Origin of the sequence: Pseudomonas sp. 58(2021) (assembly GCF_017491585.1) — a bacterium.
GTDB lineage: Bacteria > Pseudomonadota > Gammaproteobacteria > Pseudomonadales > Pseudomonadaceae > Aquipseudomonas > Aquipseudomonas fluorescens_BT.
In genome coordinates, this window is sequence record NZ_JAFGYZ010000015.1 from 1 (window position 1) to 16415 (window position 16415).

The following is a 16415-nucleotide window of genomic DNA, read 5'->3' on the forward strand; positions in this document are numbered from 1 at the left end:
GGCTGGGGTGAGGGGGTAAGGATCTCCAGTCGAACAAAAAAACAAGCAACACCCGAAACATTCGCCGAACTCGGCCTCTGCCATAAATCCAATAAAATCCGGAGTAAGTCGCCCATGGCTCGTTTGCAACGCACCCTTTCGCTGGGGTCGGTGGTGCTGTTCGGCATCGCCTACATGACGCCGATCATCGTCCTCGGCACGTTCGGCATCCTCGCTCAATCCACCGCCGGCATGGTGCCCGCCGCGTATCTGGCGGCGCTGGTGGCGATGTTTTTCACCGCCATGAGCTACGGGCGCATGGCCGCCGCGTTCCCGGTGGCCGGCTCGGCCTACAGCTATGTGCGCAAGGCCATCAGCCCGAAACTCGGCTTCATCGCCGGTTGGGCGGTGCTGCTCGATTATCTGTTTCTGCCGATGGCGATCTGGCTGATTGGCGCCGCGTACCTCGCTTCGGCCTTCCCCTCGATCCCGCAGTGGATCTGGGTGCTGGCGTTCATTGGCATCACCAGCGCCATCAACGTCATCGGCCTGAAGCTCGCCAACGGCATCAACGCCTTGCTGATGCTGGTGCAATTTCTGGTGCTGGTCGCCTTTGTCGCGCTGTGCGTGCACTACGTCGGTGGCGATGCCAGCACGCCGCTGTGGTCGATCAAACCATTCTTCAATGGCGACATGCAGATGCCGCTGATCATGAGCGGGGCTGCCATCGCCTGCTACTCGTTCCTCGGTTTCGACGCTGTCAGCACCCTCACCGAAGAAACCCGTGATCCACGCCGCACCATCCCTCGGGCAATCATGTTGATCACCCTGATCGGCGGGCTGATTTTCGTCGGTGTGTCGTACTTCGTGCAGATCGCCCACCCGTCGTTCCAGTTCGACAGCGTCGACTCGGCGGCCTACGAGATTGCGCGCAACATCGGTGGCGATCTGTTCGTGTCGATCTTCCTCATCGGCCTGATCGTCGGTCAGTTCGCCTCGGGACTGTCCGCCCAGGCCAGCGGTTCGCGACTGTTGTTCGCAATGGGGCGTGACGGTGTGTTGCCCAAGTCGTTTTTCGGCACCTTGCACGAGCGCTTCGGCACGCCGGTCAACAGCATCCTGCTTTGCGCCGTGGTGGCCTTGCTCGCATTGAAACTCGATGTGACCACCTCGACCTCGTTCATCAACTTCGGTGCTTTCCTGGCGTTCAGCCTGGTCAACCTGTCAGTGATCTTCCATTACTGGATTGGCGGCGAGAAGAAAGGCCCGCGCGAGCTGCTTCTGTTTCTGGTCTTCCCGTTCATCGGCCTGGTCGCGGACTTGTGGCTGATGGTGAGCCTCGATCACCTGGCGGTGTATCTGGGCCTGAGCTGGCTGGCGATTGGTGTGGTGTATCTTGCGGTGCTGACCGGCGGTTTCCGTCGCCAGCCACCGGAGATGGATTTCCAGGAGGCGACCTGACCTCAGGCCGCAGGCCGGGTCTGGCGTAACGGCAATTGCACGCGAAACGTCGTGCCGGCGCCCAGGGTGCTGCTGACTGAAATGTCCCCGCCGTGCTTTTTCACGATGCCGTAGGACAGGGACAGACCCAGGCCTGTCCCTTGGCCTACCGGTTTGGTGGTGAAGAACGGGTCGAAGATTTTCTGCAGGGTCTCGGGGGCGATGCCCGAACCGGTGTCGGCCACTTCGATGATTGCCGTTTCGCCCTGCACCCCGGTGCGCAGGGTGATGGTGCCGCGCTCCGGACCCATGGCCTGCGCCGCGTTGACCACCAGGTTCATGATCACCTGATTGATTTGCGAGGGCAGGCATTCGATGTCCGGCAGATCCTGGTATTCCTTGATCACATCGGCCTTGTACTTGAGCTCGCCGGCAACGATGTTCAGAGTCGATTCGATGCCCTGTTGCAGATTGGCCCACTGCCATTCCTGATGGCTGTCGACCCGGGAGAAATCCTTGAGATCCCGGACGATCTGTCCGACGCGGCCGATGCCTTCCTTGGATTCCCGGATCAGCGTCGGGATGTCTTCCAGCAGATAGTCCAGTTCCAGGTGCTCGCGCAATTGCTGCAACTGCGCGGCGGCTTCGGCGGGCAATTCCTGCCCGGCGCTGTGATAGGCGCCGAGCATGGCCAGCAGTTGCTGGAAGTAACCGTCGAGGGTGCCGAGGTTGGAGGAAACGAAGCCGATCGGGTTGTTGATTTCGTGGGCCACCCCGGCGGCCAGTTGCCCCAGCGAGGCGAGCTTTTCCGACTGCACCAGCTGACCTTCCAGTTGCTTGCGTTCATCGATCTCCCGCTGCAAGGCTTCGCTGGCCTGCTTGAACTGAGCGGTGCGCTGGTCCACCAAGTGTTCCAGGTGATGCATTTGCAGCGAGGCGCGTTCGGTCATCTGCCATTTGGTCAGCAGGGTGTTGGCCATCTGCTGGACTTCGATGTTGTCGAAGGGCTTTTTCAGGATCAGCAGCCGGTCATGGGCGTGCAGGCGATCCAGCAGTTCGTCCCAGGAATAGTCGGAATAGGCGGTGCAGACCACCACCTGCAGTTGTGGATCCTGCAGCCACAATTGCTCGATGGTCTTTGCTCCGTCCCAGCCATCGGGCATGCGCATGTCGACAAAGGCCAGGGCGTACGGGCATTGCTCCTGCAAGGCCAGGTTGAGTTTGGCCAAACCTTCTTCGCCGCCATAGGCCGAGTCCAGTTCGAACATCGCCCGTCGGGGCTTGGCAGGGGCACCGAACAGGGCGGCTTCCATCTCGTCCAGTTCCGCCGACTGCGCCCGGTTCGGGGTGAGGATCTTGCGAAAGTCTTCATGGATCGACGGCATGTCGTCGATCAGCAGGATGCGGCGGTTCGACAGTTCGCTCATGCGTTCTCCGTTACCGTGATCAGCGGGATCTGCAAAGTGAACAGGGCGCCCTGGCCAGGCCCGTCGCTGTGGGCGGTGAGATGGCCGTTCATCTCGATGGCCGCCAGGGCGCAGCTGTGCAGACCGAAGCCGTGGCCGTCCTTGCGGGTGGTGAAGCCGTGGGCAAAGATCCGCGTCATGTTCTCCGGTGCTATGCCCTCGCCATCGTCCCTGACGCTGATCTCCAGAAAGCCTTCATCGACGATCTTCACCCCCAGGGTCATGGTCCGCGGGCGGTTGCTGAGATCGGACATCGCGTACTTGGCGTTGCTGATCAGGTTGATCAGGATCAGCAGCAGACGGTGCTTGTCGCCCATCACCTGGGGCACGTCGCCGTATTCCTTGACCACCGTGACGTGATGTCGGGTGAGCGCCCCGGCATTCATGCGCAGGGCGTCTTCGAGCAGTTCGTTGATGTACAGCGGCTCGGTCATGCTGTTGGCCCCGGCATAGGATTGCTGGGTGGCGACGATGTCCTTGATGTGATCGACGCTCTTGTTCATCTGGGTCAGTTCGTCGGCCATTTCCTGCTGTTCCTGGGCGATGGCGCCCACCAGTTGGTTGAGGTAGCCGGGCAGCAGCTTGCCCTTGGCGTCCTCGGTCAGAAACGACCCGAGGTCGTCGGGGTGTTCGTTGATCAGCTGCATCGCCTTGCCGAGTCCCAAGGCCTTGCTGCTGCGCAGTTTCCGCGAGATCAGGTCGGAGGAAATGTTCACGCTGTTGAGCACGTTGCCGACGTTGTGCAACACGTTGGTGGCGATTTCCGCCATGCCGGCCTGGCGTGCGGCGTCGAGCAGTTCGCTCTGCACGTTCTTCAGTTCGCGGGTCCGTTCGTCGACCCGTTGTTCGAGCACATCGTTGGCCGTTTGCAGGGCCGCGTTGACCCGGTTGATCTCGGCAAAACTGCGGATCAGGCGGATGGCCAGCCACAGCAGCGACAACATCAGCAGGACAGAAAACAGCAGCAGGTAGAAATGGTATTTCTGGTCGGTTCGTTCGGCCTGTTGCTGATCCAGGTCGAGCATGTTGGTGATGGTGTCCAGACGCTCGTCCACGGGAATTGCCTCGATCTGATCGAGCAGGCGGTTGACGATCGGTTGCTCGCGCAGGATCAGGGCGATGTGATTGCTGAGGATCCTGATCGGGGTTTGAAAAACCGCCGGCAGACGTTGTGCGTTCACCGCCAGTTTGTTCAGGCCCACCTCGATGTCGGAGGCCTTGTCGGCGGAGGCGACCTGGGCAAATTCCAGTGCACTGAGCAACAGGTCATAGGTGTCGGTGACGATGTTCTGCAATTGAATCTTGTCGAGGTCGGACAGATTGGCCAGTTGTGCCTGAATGTCATCCTCGGCACTGGGCAGAAAAGCCAGGGAGTTGCGCAACAGCGCGTTGTGCGACTTGAACTGTTCCACCAGGCGGGCTTTTTCCTGCCAGGCGTCCAGGTAGCGTTCGTGGGCATCAGCCCATTGCGTGGATTCGTCCCGTCCATGCCCGGATTCCATGGATTCGAAACGTGCCCACAGGCGATTCATCTCGTTCATCGGCGAGATCAGCGGGTCGTAATTGTGGGTGATCGCCACCCGGGCCTTGAGGACTTCACTTTCCCACTGCGAATCCTGTTGCTTGATCTGACGGATCAGGTCCCGGGATTCGGTGTAGGTGGTGGTCTGCTCGGAACTGGACTTGAGGTACAGAAACACCAGGATCGAGGCCAGCAATACTGCGAGGAGGCTGAGCAACAGCAGGCTGCGCCGCCCCGAGACGGTTTTCATCATGGCTGACCCTCCCAGTGTCCGGTCAGGGTCTTGAGAAACTCGATGATCAGTGCCTTGTCTTGCTCGCTCGGCATGCGGCCCAACTGATACTGGAACATCACGTCCACGGCCCGTTCGAGGGTGGGCGCCGAACCGTCGTGGAAATACGGCGCGGTCAGTGCGACGTTGCGCAGGCTCGGCACCTTGAACACGGCCCGATCGTTTTCGTCACCAGTGACGTTGAACCGGCCCTGGTCGGCCACCGTCGGGTTGCCACGATCGGCGATGTAGTCACCGAACACCCCGAACTTCTGGTACATGTTGCCGCCTATGTTCACGCCCTGATGGCAGGCAATGCAGCCGTAGTCCTTGAAGCGCTGATAACCGTATTTCTCATCGAGGGTCAGGATGTCGGTGTTGCCCAGCAGGTACTGATCGAAGCGTGAGCCGGGTGTCAGCAGTGTGCGTTCGTAGCTCGTCAGGGCGTTCTGGATGTTGGCTTTCGTCACGGCATCCGGGTAGGCGGTGCTGAAAGACTGGCGATAGCCGGGGTCGTCGGCGATCCGTTGCACGACGGTGTTCCAGTCATTGCCCATTTCGTGGGGGCTGGTGATGACGACGTTGCTTTGCTCCTCCAGCGTCTCCACGCGACCGTCCCAGAACTGGCGGAAATTGAGGCTGGCGTTGAGCACGGTCGGGGTGTTGACCGCCACCGGTTGTCCATCGAAGCCCAGGGAAAGGGCCCGGCTGTCAGCGCCGTTCTTGTCCAGTTGATGACAACTGGCGCAGGACAGGCTGTTGTTCACCGACAGCCGTGGATCCTGGAAAAGCCGGCGACCCAGTTCGACGCGCTTCGGGTCCTGTTTCGCAATGTCAGGCAGCGGCTTCAGTGGCTCGTCCAGGGGTGCGGCTACGATATTGACGCCGGGAGCGAAAAGCATCAGGAACAAAACGCTGCGCGTCGGGCATGTCGTCGGTGTGTTCATGCAACGCTCCAGGGGTCAGGCAACCCGTCAACCAGAAGGTGGGCAAAGGCGTCTGCCGGCAAGGCTTTGCTGAAGTAGAAGCCCTGGCCCTCCTCGCACTCGTGGGCCCTTAGAAAGGCCAGCTGTTGTGCGGTCTCCACGCCTTCGGCGATGACGTTCAGGTTGAGGCTCTTGCCCAGGCTGATGATCGCACCGACCAGGGCCGCATCGCTGCTGTCATGGCTGAGGCCGCGAATGAACGACTGATCGATTTTCAGCACATCGATGGGAAACCGCCGCAGGTAGCTCAGGCTGGAATAACCGGTGCCGAAGTCATCGATGGCCAGCCGGACACCCAGGGCTTTCAGCCGGTTCAGCGCACTCATCGTTGCGTCCACGTTCTGCATCAGCACGCCTTCGGTGATTTCCAGTTCCAGCAGACGGGGATCCAGCCCGGTCTGTGCCAACACCTGTTCGATGCCCTCGACGAAGTGCCGCTGGCGAAAGTCGATGGCCGAGGTGTTGACCGACATGCGGATCGACGGCAACCCCGCCAGTTGCCAGTCCCGGGTCTGCCGACAGGCCTCGGCCAGCACCCATTTGCTCAACGGCACGATCAGGCCGCTGTCTTCGGCCACTGGAATGAACTCCGATGGATACACCCAGCCATGCCCCGGTTTTTGCCAGCGCACCAGAGCCTCGGCGCCGACCACCCGGCCGCTGGTCAGCTCGATTTTCGGCTGGTAGTGCAGGACGAATTCATGGCGCTGCAGGGCCTGGCGAATACCCGACTCGATGCCTTGCTGCTCCCGGGCGCGCTGGTTCATGGCTTCGATGAAGAAGCCGATTTCGTTCGGTCCGTTTTCCTTGGCGCTGCGCATGGCCGTTTCAGCTTTCTTGATCAGCTCGATGGCCTCGAGCCCGTCATCGGGGTAGAGGCTGATGCCCAGACTGGCCGTGACGCTCACGTCATGCCCGACGATTGTCTGTGGAGCGCGGATGGCGCTCAGCAGTTTCTCGGCGATGCTGCGGGTCTGCTGCGGATGCTTGATGTCGCTGAGCATCACCACGAACTCGTCGGAGCCATAACGAAAGACCGAGTCCGATTCGCGCACGCAGGCCAGCAATTGCTGGCCGACCCGCTTGAGCATTTCGTCGCCCGCCGGATGGCCCAGGGCATTGTTGATGCGCTTGAAGCGGTCCAGGCCGAGAAACATCACCACCAGTTGCTTGTCGTGACGCCGGCAGGCCGCCAGCGACTGGCTCAGGCGATCGCCCAGCAAGGTGCTGTTGGGCAGGCCCGTGAGGCTGTCGTATTGCAGCAGGTGCGAGACCTTGAGCAGTTCATGCACCCGCGCCTCGATGGTCTGCTCAAGGTTGAGCATCTTCAGCGCTGCGTCCTGGGCCAGTTGCCATTTCCAGGTCAGGGCATTGGCCATCTGGCGGATTTCCAGGGTGTCGAACGGCTTTTTCAGGATCAGCAACTGATCGCCGAATTCCAGGCGCTCGGCCATGGCCTCCCAGCTGTAGTCGGAGTAGGCGGTGCACAATGCAATTTGCAGGTTCGGATCGACTTCCCAGAGTTTTTCGATGGTTTCCAGTCCATCCCAGCCGGGCGGCATGCGCATGTCGGTGAAGGCGAGGGCGTAGGGCTGGCCTTCGTCCAGCGCGTGTTGCACCAGTTTCAAGGCTTCCTGGCCCTGGTAGGCGGAGTCGAGCTGGAACGTCAGGTGCGTTGCCTGGCGGGTGCCGAACAGCGTCTGTTCAAGACCACTCAGATCCGCTTCGCCACCGGTCTCGGGGGCGAGGATCTTGCGGAAATCGGCATGGATCGCCGGCGTATCGTCGACGATCAGAATGCGCCGGTTGGTCTGGGGAAAAGGCGTTTTCATCCTTCATCCTCCTTGGGCAGCGGGGCGGCCGCACTTGCGTCCTTCAGCAGTCGGGCTGCCTGTTCGGGGCTGACCGCTTCCCTGAAGCAAAGGCCTTGCACGTTTTTCAGGGGGGCCGAAGAGGCGAGGGCGTCATCCCGATCTGCGGGCTGGACGCCTTCGGCGCTGATGTCGATCGCCAGATCCCGGGCGAAATTGACGATCGCTCGCAGGGTATTGGCGCTGCCTTCATCCTGGGCCGCACTGTCGATCAGGGATTGGGAGAGTTTGAGGTGATTGACCCGGTAGGTTTTCAGGTAATCGAACGATGAGTATTCGGTGCCGAAATCGTCGATGGCGATCTTCACCCCAAGCTCACTCAGGCGCGGCAGCACATCGTTGTGGGTCCATTTGGTCTGGGCCAGGGTCGCTTCCGTGACATCGAAACGCAGATCCCACGGTGCCAGCTCCCAGCGGGCGGTGGTGCGCAGCACGTCATAGATGAGTTCGGGGCCGCTCTTGAGTTGCGCCAGGGAAATCCTGATCGCCATCACCGGCGGCGCCACGCCCTGGTTTTGCCACTGGCGCATCTGCCAGCAGGCGTGATCCAGTATCCAGCGACCGAGCGGGATGATTGCACCGGTCTTTTCCGCTGCCGGTACGAAGGCCGACGCCGGCAGCAGACCAAGCCTGGGATGTTGCCATTTGACCTGCGCGGCCATGCCGAGAATCTTGCCGCTGTGCATGTCCACTTCCGGCGTGTAATCGAGCTTCAGTCCTCCCTGAATGAGCGCTGTCGTCAACTCTTCGGCAAGGGTAATGCGCTCGGCCACTTCCCGAGTGATTTGCTCGGAGTAGAACTGGTACTGATTGCGCCCGGTTTCCTTGGCGCGGTACAGCGCCATGTCGGCGCCGCCCAGCAGACTGTCGGCATCCAGACTTGTGGGCCGGTAGAGGCAGATGCCGATACTGGCGGAGGTGTGCAAGGCATTGCCCGTCAAGTGGTAAGGCTGCGACAGTGCATCGCGGATCTTGGTGGCAACGGTGGCGGACTGGGTCGGGTCGCTGACATCCAACTGCAGGATCGCGAATTCGTCACCGCCCAGCCGTGCGACCACGTCGTTTTCCCGCACATTCGATTTGATCCGCTGCGCCACTTCCTGCAAAAGCAAATCGCCGACCGGATGGCCGAGGGTGTCGTTGATCCGCTTGAAATGGTCCAGATCCAGATAAAACACCGCGAAGGGGGCCGCACCCCGGCGAGCGGCGGCGAAGGCCTGATGCAGGCGCTCGATCAGGGTGGCGCGATTGGCCAGCCCGGTGAGGCCGTCGGTGCGGGCCAGCAGGTTCATCTTTTCTTCGGCCAGCCGGCGCTCGGTGATGTCAAGAATGATCCCCTCGACTTCCAGCAGTCGGCCGTCGTGATCGCGTACCGGGATGTAGCGGTTTTCCACCCAGCGCCAGCCACCCTCGCCGGTTCGCAGGCGAAACTCTATGGAGGCGCCCTCTGCATGGCGATCGAGCACCCGGCCCATGGCGGTATCGACACTGACCTGATCGTCCGGGTGAATCAGCGTCTGCGCCCAGTTGGCCGAACCCACCAGATCAGCCGCAACATGGCCGTATCGGGTGATGTTGTGGGAGATGTACATCAACGGAAACGACGGCTCGCCGCGCAGCCGGTACAGGATGGTCGGGCTGTTCTGCACGATGATGTTGGCGTCGGACAACTCCCGCGTGCGTTCCTGAACAGCCTGCTCCAGCAGGTTCATCTTCATGGCGGCGTCTTCGGTCATTTGCCACTTGACCGTCAGGGCGCTGGCCATCTGCCGGATTTCTATCGCGTCGAAGGGTTTTTTCAGGATCAGCAGGCGATCGGTCAGGGCCAACCGCTGGTCGATGTCTTCCCAGGAGTAATCGGAATAAGCGGTACACAGGGCCACTTGCAGCTTGGGGTCGACCTGCCACAGCCGCTCGATGGTTTCCAGGCCATCCCAGCCCGGCGGCATGCGCATGTCGATGAAGGCCATGGCGTACGGGCGCCCGGCGGCGAGTGCGGCTTCGACCTTGTCCAGCGCTTCGCGGCCCTGATAGGCCGAGTCCAGTTCGAAACGGTCTTTCGGTCCGACGGGGGCGGAGGACGCATCGCCAAACAGCAGGCTTTCCGTTTCATCCAGGCTGTCGGCTTCAGCCGTGGCCGGTTTGAGGATCTTGGCGAAGTCCTCATGGATCGACGCGGTATCGTCGACGATGAGCACGCGGCGGTTGGTGTGTCCGGGTTGCGCACTCATGACGCAAAACCCGTGTGTTCACGCACATTCGTCATCGGGAGCATCCCTTTCCCCTCATCCCATGCCTGCGCTCAGGCCGATGGTGTCGTCCAGCCACTTGAGCATAGTTGCACGGGCGCAACTTTGCCTGTCGCGGTGTAACAGAGGATTTACACGCGCCCTGCGAAAATCATCTAGCCTGTGATTCAAGCGCGGGCAAGCAGGGGAGGTCTGCCGGCGCGTCAGTCATGTCCAACGTTTCTCACGAGGCTTCGCCATGGAAGAGCCGTCCGCCCCGATTTCGCCGCCCCGGCCCAAAGTGCTGCTGGTCGATGACGAGGAACCGATCCTCAACAGCCTGCGCCGCCTGTTGCGCGGTCAGCCTTATGACGTCTTGCTGGCCACCAGCGGTGCCCAGGCGCTGGAAATACTCGAACAGCAACCGGTGAATCTGGTGATGAGCGACGCGCGCATGCCCAACATGGATGGCGCCACGCTGCTGGCTCTTGTTCATGAGCGGTATCCGGCGACCGCGCGGATCATGCTCACCGGCTACGCCGACCCTTCGGCGATCATCAAGGCCATCAACGAAGGGCAGATCCACCGTTACATCAGCAAACCCTGGAACGACGAGGAAATGCTGCTGACCTTGCGTCAGGCCCTCGAGCATCAGCATCTGGCACGCGAGCGCGAACGTCTGGAAAAACTGACGCGAGTGCAAAACGAACAATTGAAACTGCTCAACAGCACCCTGGAAAAACACGTCGCCGCCCGTACCGCCGAACTGCAGCAGACCGCCGACATGCTCGACCTGGCCTACGAAGAGCTCAAGCACAGCTATGTGACCGGCACTGAAGTGTTTTCATTGATCGCCAATCTGCGCCTGCCGCCGGCCAAGCAGACCAACCGGCAGATCATCGAGCTGGTGCGCGGCTACTGCAAGGTGCACCGGCTGGACGAAGCCGCCAGCCGCGACCTGACCATGGCCGCCGCGCTCTACAACATCGGCAAGCTGAGCTGGACCGACAGCATGATGACCACGCCGTCGGACCTGCTGCACAGCACCGAGCGCGACCGCTATCGGGCTTATCCGAAACAGAGCGAATCGCTGTTGATGACCCTGGACCCGATGAAGGATGCCGCGCGGCTGATCCTGCATCACCAGGAGCGCTGGGACGGCAGCGGGTTTCCGGACCGGCTCAAGGGCGAGGCCATTCCCCTGGGGTCGCGGCTGTTGAAACTGGCGGTGGATTTCGTCGAGTTGCAGCGCGGGCTGATTCTCGAGCGGCAGATGAACAGCGACGAAGCGTTGCTGTACCTGCGCCAGTACGCCGGCAAACTTTACGATCCCGAACTGATCGAGGATTTCATCAAGGTCTGTGCAATGGTCAGCGACATCACCCTGACCGATCCGAACGTCAAGGTCATGGGCACCCGGGAGCTGGCAGCGGGGATGATCCTGGCGCGCAACCTCAACGCCGACAACGGCATGTTGCTGCTCAACGCCGGCAAGGTCCTGAGCGCTTTGCTGGTGGACAAACTGATCAGTTTCGAAGCCATGGAGGGCGCTAAATACAAGGTATTCGTGAAAGTACCGGAGGAACTTGAGGCGACCCTCACGGCCCAGGGTTGATGACGCTGGCGGGGTCGGCATGGGATCCTTGCGGTTTTTCTCAAGGCCGGTGGCTGCCCCATGACCCCTGTATCCGCTGTTTCTCCCCGCATCATTCGTATTGCCGCCGCGTTGCTGCTCAACCCCGACGGCCAGACCCTGCTGGTGCGCAAGCGCGATACCACCGCGTTCATGCAACCGGGCGGCAAGATTGAAACCCATGAACTGCCGGTGCATGCGTTGGCCCGCGAGCTGGAAGAAGAACTGGGGCTGGTGATCGATCCGGCGCAGGCGCGCTTTCTCGGCCAGTTCTCGGCACCGGCCGCCAACGAGCCGGGGTTCGTCGTGCAGGCCGAGATCTTTCAACTGACCATCGACGCCGACGTTTCTCCCGCCGCCGAGATCGAAGAGGTGATCTGGATCGACCCGGCCACCGACGGTGATGTGGTTCTCGCCCCATTGACACGCGACCTGATCCTGCCGTTTTATCGAGTCTCGCTGACCGCGATCGCCTGATCATTCATGCAAAGGACTTCGTCATGATCCCGCTTCAAGACCTGCTGATTTTCGCCGCTGCCGCGTTGTTGATGGTACTGACGCCAGGGCCGAACATGATCTACCTGATTTCCCGTTCGATCTGTCAGGGGCGCAAGGCCGGGGTGACTTCGCTGCTCGGCGTGGTGGCCGGGTTCTTCGTGCATCTGTTCGCGGCGGCGGCCGGTCTGACGGCGGTGTTTCTCGCGGTGCCGATGGCCTATGAAGTCTTGAAGTGGGCCGGCGCGCTGTACCTGCTGTGGCTGGCCTGGCAAGCGGTGAAACCGGGTGCCCGTTCGCCGTTCGAAGTGCAGCCATTGCCGGCGGACTCATCGCGCAAGCTCATCACCATGGGCTTTCTCACCAGCGCCCTGAACCCGAAGATCGCGGTGTTCTACCTTTCGGTGTTTCCGCAGTTCATCACGCCGGAACATGGCTCGGTGTTCAGCCAGAGCATCATTCTCGGCCTGACCCAGATCAGCGTCAGCTTCAGCGTCAACCTGTTGATTGCCCTGTCGGCGGCAGGCATTGCCTCGTGGTTCGTCAACAATCCGTCCTGGCTGGCGGCGCAACGCTATTTCATGGGGTTTGTGCTCGGGGGGCTGGCCCTGCGGCTGATGCTTGAGCAGCGCAAGGCAGCTTGAACATGTGGATCGAAAGGCTGGATGCCAGTCATGCGCTGGCCTATCGGGAACTGATGCTGGAGGCTTACGATCGGCATCCGCAGGCCTTCACCTCCAGCGTGCGCGAACGCGCAGCAATGCCGCTGAGCTGGTGGGAGTCGCGCCTGACCAGCAAGCTCGATGCGGTGTTTGGCGCGTTTGAGGCGGGCCGCTTGGCGGGCATCGTCGGCCTGGCGTTCGAGCCTCGGGAAAAGGCCCGGCACAAGGCAACGGTGTTCGGCATGTATGTGTCGGCCGAGTTTCGCCAGCGCGGGCTGGGGTTGAAATTGATGGAAGCCGTGCTGGGTGAAGCGCAGCAGCATCCGGCGCTGAAGGTCATTCAATTGACTGTCACCGCCGGCAATGAAGCCGCGTTCAAGCTTTACCAGCGTTGCGGCTTCATCCAGTTCGGCCTCGAACCGATGGCGGTGCGGGTCGGCGAGGACTACTTCGACAAGATCCACATGTGGTGCGCGCCTTTCGTGCCATCCGCCAGCCTCAACGAACCGCACTGACCCCATCGAGGGTCGAGAACGAGGTGTCCTTGGCCGTCAGCAGGAAATCGCGCATGTACGGCGCGTCCAGCATGTCGGCGCGGATCGCCGCGTACAACGTCGCAAACAGACCTTTCTCACCCAACCGCTTGGCCTTTACGTAACCCCGTGAGCTGTATTCATGCAGCGCCCAGTGCGGCATGCCGCACACACCGCGGCCGCTGGCCACCAGTTGCATCATCATCACTGTCAGCTCGGAAGTGCGCACTTGCGCCGGTTCGATGTCGGCCGGTTCGAGGAAGCGGGTGAAAATATCGAGGCGGTCCCGTTCCACCGGATAGGTGATCAGGGTTTCGGTCAGCAGGTCTTCGGGGACGATGTACGGTTTGCTCGCCAGCGCATGCTGGTTGGCGACCGCCAGCATGGCTTCGTAGGTGAACAGCGGCACGTAAGTAATGCCGGCGATTTCCAGCGGGTCGGACGTCACCACCAGATCCAGATCGCCCCGGGCCAGCGCCGGCAGCGGGGCGAAGGAGAAGCCCGAGGCCAGGTCGAGTTCGACTTCCGGCCACGCATCGCGGAACTGGTCGATGGTTGGCATCAGCCACTGGAAGCAGCTATGGCATTCGATGGCCATGTGCAGACGTCCGGCGGTGCCCCCGGCCAGACGCCCGATGTCACGTTCGGCGGCGCGCAGCAGCGGCAGGGTCGCGTCGGCCAGTTGCAGCAGGCGCAGGCCGGCGCTGGTGAAGCGCACCGGTTTGGTTTTGCGCACGAACAACGGCATGCCCATGCGCTCTTCCAGCTCCTTGAACTGGTGGGACAGCGCCGACTGGGTCAGGTGCAGACGGTCGGCCGCATCGACCAGGCTGTCGGCTTCGCGCAGGGCATGCAGGGTTTTCAGGTGACGGATTTCAAGCACTGCAGGCTCCATGAGGAAAATTTGTGATCAACACGAAAAGGTTGAGTTTGTCTCATGTTGTCCTGGCTGTCGACAATGGCGCCATCTTTTACGCAATGGAGAACACTCGACATGGCCGTGGCCCACACCCTTGGTTTCCCGCGCATTGGCGCCGACCGCGAACTGAAAAAAGCCCTCGAAGCCTATTGGAAAGGCGATCTCGATCAGGCGTCGCTGAATCAGGTCGGCCGTGAGCTGCGCGCCAGGCACTGGCAATTGCAGAAGGACGCCGGCATCGACCTGTTGCCGGTCGGCGACTTCGCCTGGTACGACCAGGTGCTGACCCACTCGCTGACCTTCGGTGTGATCCCCGAGCGCTTTGACGGTGTGCGTGATGCGCGCGGCCTGCCGACCCTCGACACGCTGTTCGCCATGGCCCGTGGCGCCACGGCGTCCTGCTGCGGCGGCGAGCACGGCAAGACCCAATACGCCCAAGAGCTGACCAAGTGGTTCGACACCAACTACCACTACCTGGTCCCGGAATTCACCGCCGACCAACAGTTCAAGCTGAGCTGGGAGCAGCTGTTCGATGAAGTCGAAGAAGCCAGAGCCCTTGGTCACAACGTCAAACCGGTGATCATCGGCCCGCTGACTTACCTGTGGCTGGGCAAGGCGAAAGGCAACGGCTTCGACAAGCTCGATCTGCTTGAGCGTCTGCTGCCGGTATACAACGAAATCCTCGGTCGCCTCGCTGCACAAGGCGTGGAGTGGGTGCAGATCGACGAGCCGATCCTCACCCTCGATCTGCCACAAGTGTGGAAAAGCGCCTTCGAACGCGCCTATCACATTCTTCAGTACTCGCCGCTGAAAAAACTGGTGGCGACCTACTTCAGTGGCCTGCAAGACAACCTCGGCCTGGCCGTCGGCCTGCCGGTGCAAGGCCTGCACATCGACGCGGTGCGTGCGCCGGATCAGCTCGGTCAGGTGCTTGATCGTCTGCCGACCTACAAGATTCTGTCGGTCGGTCTGGTCAACGGGCGCAATGTCTGGCGCTGCGAACTGGAGCAGGCGCTGGCACAACTGCAACCGGCGCAGGAGCGTTTTGGCGACAACCTGTGGGTCAGCAGTTCCTGCTCGTTGCTGCACAGTCCGGTGGATGTCGAGCGCGAAGACAAGCTCGACCCGGAGCTGAAAAGCTGGCTGGCATTCGCCGTGCAGAAGTGCAGCGAAATCTCGGTGTTGCGTGATGCGCTGAACGACCCGCAAGCGCCGAACGTGCAAAGCGCACTGGCCGCAAGCCGCGCCATTCAAGAGAGCCGCGCCCGTTCGCCGCGCATTCACAAAGCCGAAGTGCAAGCGCGGATCGAGGCGATCAACGCCAGCGACAGCCAGCGTCATTCGCCTTTTGCGCAACGCATCGCTGCACAACAGGCGCGTCTGAAATTGCCGACGTTCCCGACCACCACCATCGGCTCGTTCCCGCAGACCGGTTCGATCCGGCTGGCCCGTCAGGCGTTCAAGCAGGGCAAGCTGTCGGCCAACGATTACCACGACGCCATGCGCAGTGAAATCCGCCATGCGGTGCAAGTCCAGGAGCGCCTGGGTCTCGATGTGCTGGTGCACGGTGAAGCCGAGCGCAACGACATGGTCGAGTACTTCGCCGAGCAACTGGACGGCTATCTGTTCACGCGCTTCGGCTGGGTCCAGAGCTACGGTTCCCGCTGCGTGAAACCGGCGGTGATCTATGGCGATCTGTCCCGTCCGAGCGCCATGACCGTGGACTGGATCACCTACGCCCAGAGCCTGACCGACAAGGTCATGAAAGGCATGCTGACCGGCCCCGTGACCATGCTGATGTGGTCGTTCCCCCGCGAAGACGTGTCGCGCAAGGTTCAGGCACAACAACTGGCGCTGGCCCTGCGTGACGAAGTGGTGGATCTGGAAAAGGCCGGGATCAAGATCGTACAGATCGACGAGGCGGCGTTCCGTGAAGGCCTGCCGCTGCGTCGCGCGCAATGGCAGGAATACCTCGACTGGGCGGTGGAAGCGTTCCGCCTGACGGCTTCGGGGGTGAAGGATGAAACCCAGATTCACACCCACATGTGCTACAGCGAATTCAACGATGTGATCAAGGCGATCGCCGACATGGACGCCGACGTCATCACCATCGAGACCTCGCGGTCGGACATGGAACTGCTGGACGCCTTCGAAGCGTTCGACTACCCGAACGACATTGGCCCGGGCGTCTACGACATCCACTCGCCACGGGTGCCGGACACGGCCGAGATGGTCAAGTTGATGAGCCAGGCGGTGAAACGGATTCCGGCGCAGCGTCTGTGGGTCAACCCCGATTGCGGTCTGAAAACCCGCGCCTGGCCGGAGACCGAAGCGGCGCTGGTCAATATGGTCGCGGCAGCGCGGCAACTGCGCAGTCAGTTGGCGTAACACGCAAGAGACAGGGAGCGGT

12 protein-coding genes are annotated in these 16415 nt (G+C 61.5%); 6 read left to right on the forward strand and 6 right to left on the reverse strand.

Annotated elements, in window-relative coordinates:
• Window positions 1-114 precede the first annotated feature (114 nt).
• Window positions 115-1440, forward strand: a complete 1326-nt coding sequence (locus J5M72_RS18195; protein ID WP_207866704.1) for an APC family permease — start codon at window positions 115-117, stop codon at window positions 1438-1440.
• Window positions 1441-1442: 2 nt separating this feature from the next.
• Here the strand turns inward: J5M72_RS18195 and J5M72_RS18200 are convergent, their stop codons facing one another.
• Genes J5M72_RS18200 through J5M72_RS18220 form a run of 5 tightly spaced genes read right to left on the reverse strand, consistent with a single transcriptional unit; the run spans window position 1443 to window position 9766 of the window.
• Window positions 1443-2846 carry an ATP-binding protein gene (locus J5M72_RS18200; protein ID WP_169431741.1) on the reverse strand — a complete coding sequence of 468 codons (1404 nt, stop codon included), beginning with the start codon at window positions 2844-2846 and terminating at the stop codon, window positions 1443-1445.
• A complete protein-coding gene (locus J5M72_RS18205; protein WP_207866766.1) occupies window positions 2843-4657 on the reverse strand; it encodes a DAHL domain-containing protein in 1815 nt (604 codons plus the stop codon). The genes J5M72_RS18200 and J5M72_RS18205 overlap by 4 nt, the downstream gene beginning before the upstream one ends.
• Window positions 4657-5580 (reverse strand): cytochrome c peroxidase, encoded by a 924-nt coding sequence (locus J5M72_RS18210; RefSeq protein ID WP_243433390.1) that lies wholly within the window; start codon window positions 5578-5580, stop codon window positions 4657-4659. Before J5M72_RS18210 ends, J5M72_RS18205 begins: the two co-directional genes overlap by 1 nt.
• Window positions 5581-5621: 41 nt before the next feature.
• Window positions 5622-7496: an EAL domain-containing protein gene (locus J5M72_RS18215; RefSeq protein ID WP_207866706.1), complete on the reverse strand. Its 1875-nt coding sequence runs from the start codon at window positions 7494-7496 to the stop codon at window positions 5622-5624.
• Window positions 7493-9766 carry an EAL domain-containing protein gene (locus J5M72_RS18220; RefSeq protein ID WP_207866707.1) on the reverse strand — a complete coding sequence of 758 codons (2274 nt, stop codon included), beginning with the start codon at window positions 9764-9766 and terminating at the stop codon, window positions 7493-7495. Before J5M72_RS18220 ends, J5M72_RS18215 begins: the two co-directional genes overlap by 4 nt.
• A gap of 256 nt (window positions 9767-10022) precedes the next feature.
• Here J5M72_RS18220 and J5M72_RS18225 point away from each other — a divergent pair, with 256 nt between their 5' ends.
• The 4 genes from J5M72_RS18225 to J5M72_RS18240 are packed head-to-tail and all read left to right on the forward strand — an operon-like array spanning window position 10023 to window position 13068.
• Window positions 10023-11378: an HD domain-containing phosphohydrolase gene (locus J5M72_RS18225; RefSeq protein ID WP_207866708.1), complete on the forward strand. Its 1356-nt coding sequence runs from the start codon at window positions 10023-10025 to the stop codon at window positions 11376-11378.
• Between the two features lie 60 nt (window positions 11379-11438).
• Window positions 11439-11873, forward strand: coding sequence for an NUDIX domain-containing protein (locus J5M72_RS18230; RefSeq protein WP_207866709.1), 435 nt, complete (start codon window positions 11439-11441; stop codon window positions 11871-11873).
• A 23-nt stretch (window positions 11874-11896) separates the two neighbouring features.
• Window positions 11897-12535: a LysE family translocator gene (locus J5M72_RS18235; RefSeq protein ID WP_169431735.1), complete on the forward strand. Its 639-nt coding sequence runs from the start codon at window positions 11897-11899 to the stop codon at window positions 12533-12535.
• A gap of 2 nt (window positions 12536-12537) precedes the next feature.
• Complete coding sequence (locus J5M72_RS18240) at window positions 12538-13068, forward strand: GNAT family N-acetyltransferase (protein ID WP_169431734.1); 531 nt, start codon at window positions 12538-12540, stop codon at window positions 13066-13068.
• Here the strand turns inward: J5M72_RS18240 and metR are convergent.
• Window positions 13052-13969, reverse strand: a complete 918-nt coding sequence (metR, locus tag J5M72_RS18245; RefSeq protein ID WP_085709456.1) for a transcriptional regulator MetR — start codon at window positions 13967-13969, stop codon at window positions 13052-13054. The two genes, J5M72_RS18240 and metR, sit on opposite strands and share 17 nt — an antisense overlap.
• Window positions 13970-14080: 111 nt before the next feature.
• Here metR and metE point away from each other — a divergent pair, with 111 nt between their 5' ends.
• Entirely contained in the window at window positions 14081-16393 is a 2313-nt protein-coding gene (gene metE, locus J5M72_RS18250) for a 5-methyltetrahydropteroyltriglutamate--homocysteine S-methyltransferase (protein ID WP_207866710.1), read from the forward strand.
• Window positions 16394-16415: the final 22 nt, after the last annotated feature.

What these genes read in the sequence shown, in the direction of transcription:
- J5M72_RS18195 (WP_207866704.1), top strand. Translation starts at nt 115, where the DNA reads ATGGCTCGTTTGCAACGCACCCTTTCGCTGGGGTCGGTGGTGCTGTTC.
- J5M72_RS18200 (WP_169431741.1), bottom strand. Translation starts at nt 2,846, where the DNA reads ATGAGCGAACTGTCGAACCGCCGCATCCTGCTGATCGACGACATGCCG.
- J5M72_RS18205 (WP_207866766.1), bottom strand. Translation starts at nt 4,657, where the DNA reads ATGAAAACCGTCTCGGGGCGGCGCAGCCTGCTGTTGCTCAGCCTCCTC.
- J5M72_RS18210 (WP_243433390.1), bottom strand. Translation starts at nt 5,580, where the DNA reads ATGCTTTTCGCTCCCGGCGTCAATATCGTAGCCGCACCCCTGGACGAG.
- J5M72_RS18215 (WP_207866706.1), bottom strand. Translation starts at nt 7,496, where the DNA reads ATGAAAACGCCTTTTCCCCAGACCAACCGGCGCATTCTGATCGTCGAC.
- J5M72_RS18220 (WP_207866707.1), bottom strand. Translation starts at nt 9,766, where the DNA reads ATGAGTGCGCAACCCGGACACACCAACCGCCGCGTGCTCATCGTCGAC.
- J5M72_RS18225 (WP_207866708.1), top strand. Translation starts at nt 10,023, where the DNA reads ATGGAAGAGCCGTCCGCCCCGATTTCGCCGCCCCGGCCCAAAGTGCTG.
- J5M72_RS18230 (WP_207866709.1), top strand. Translation starts at nt 11,439, where the DNA reads ATGACCCCTGTATCCGCTGTTTCTCCCCGCATCATTCGTATTGCCGCC.
- J5M72_RS18235 (WP_169431735.1), top strand. Translation starts at nt 11,897, where the DNA reads ATGATCCCGCTTCAAGACCTGCTGATTTTCGCCGCTGCCGCGTTGTTG.
- J5M72_RS18240 (WP_169431734.1), top strand. Translation starts at nt 12,538, where the DNA reads ATGTGGATCGAAAGGCTGGATGCCAGTCATGCGCTGGCCTATCGGGAA.
- metE (WP_207866710.1), top strand. Translation starts at nt 14,081, where the DNA reads ATGGCCGTGGCCCACACCCTTGGTTTCCCGCGCATTGGCGCCGACCGC.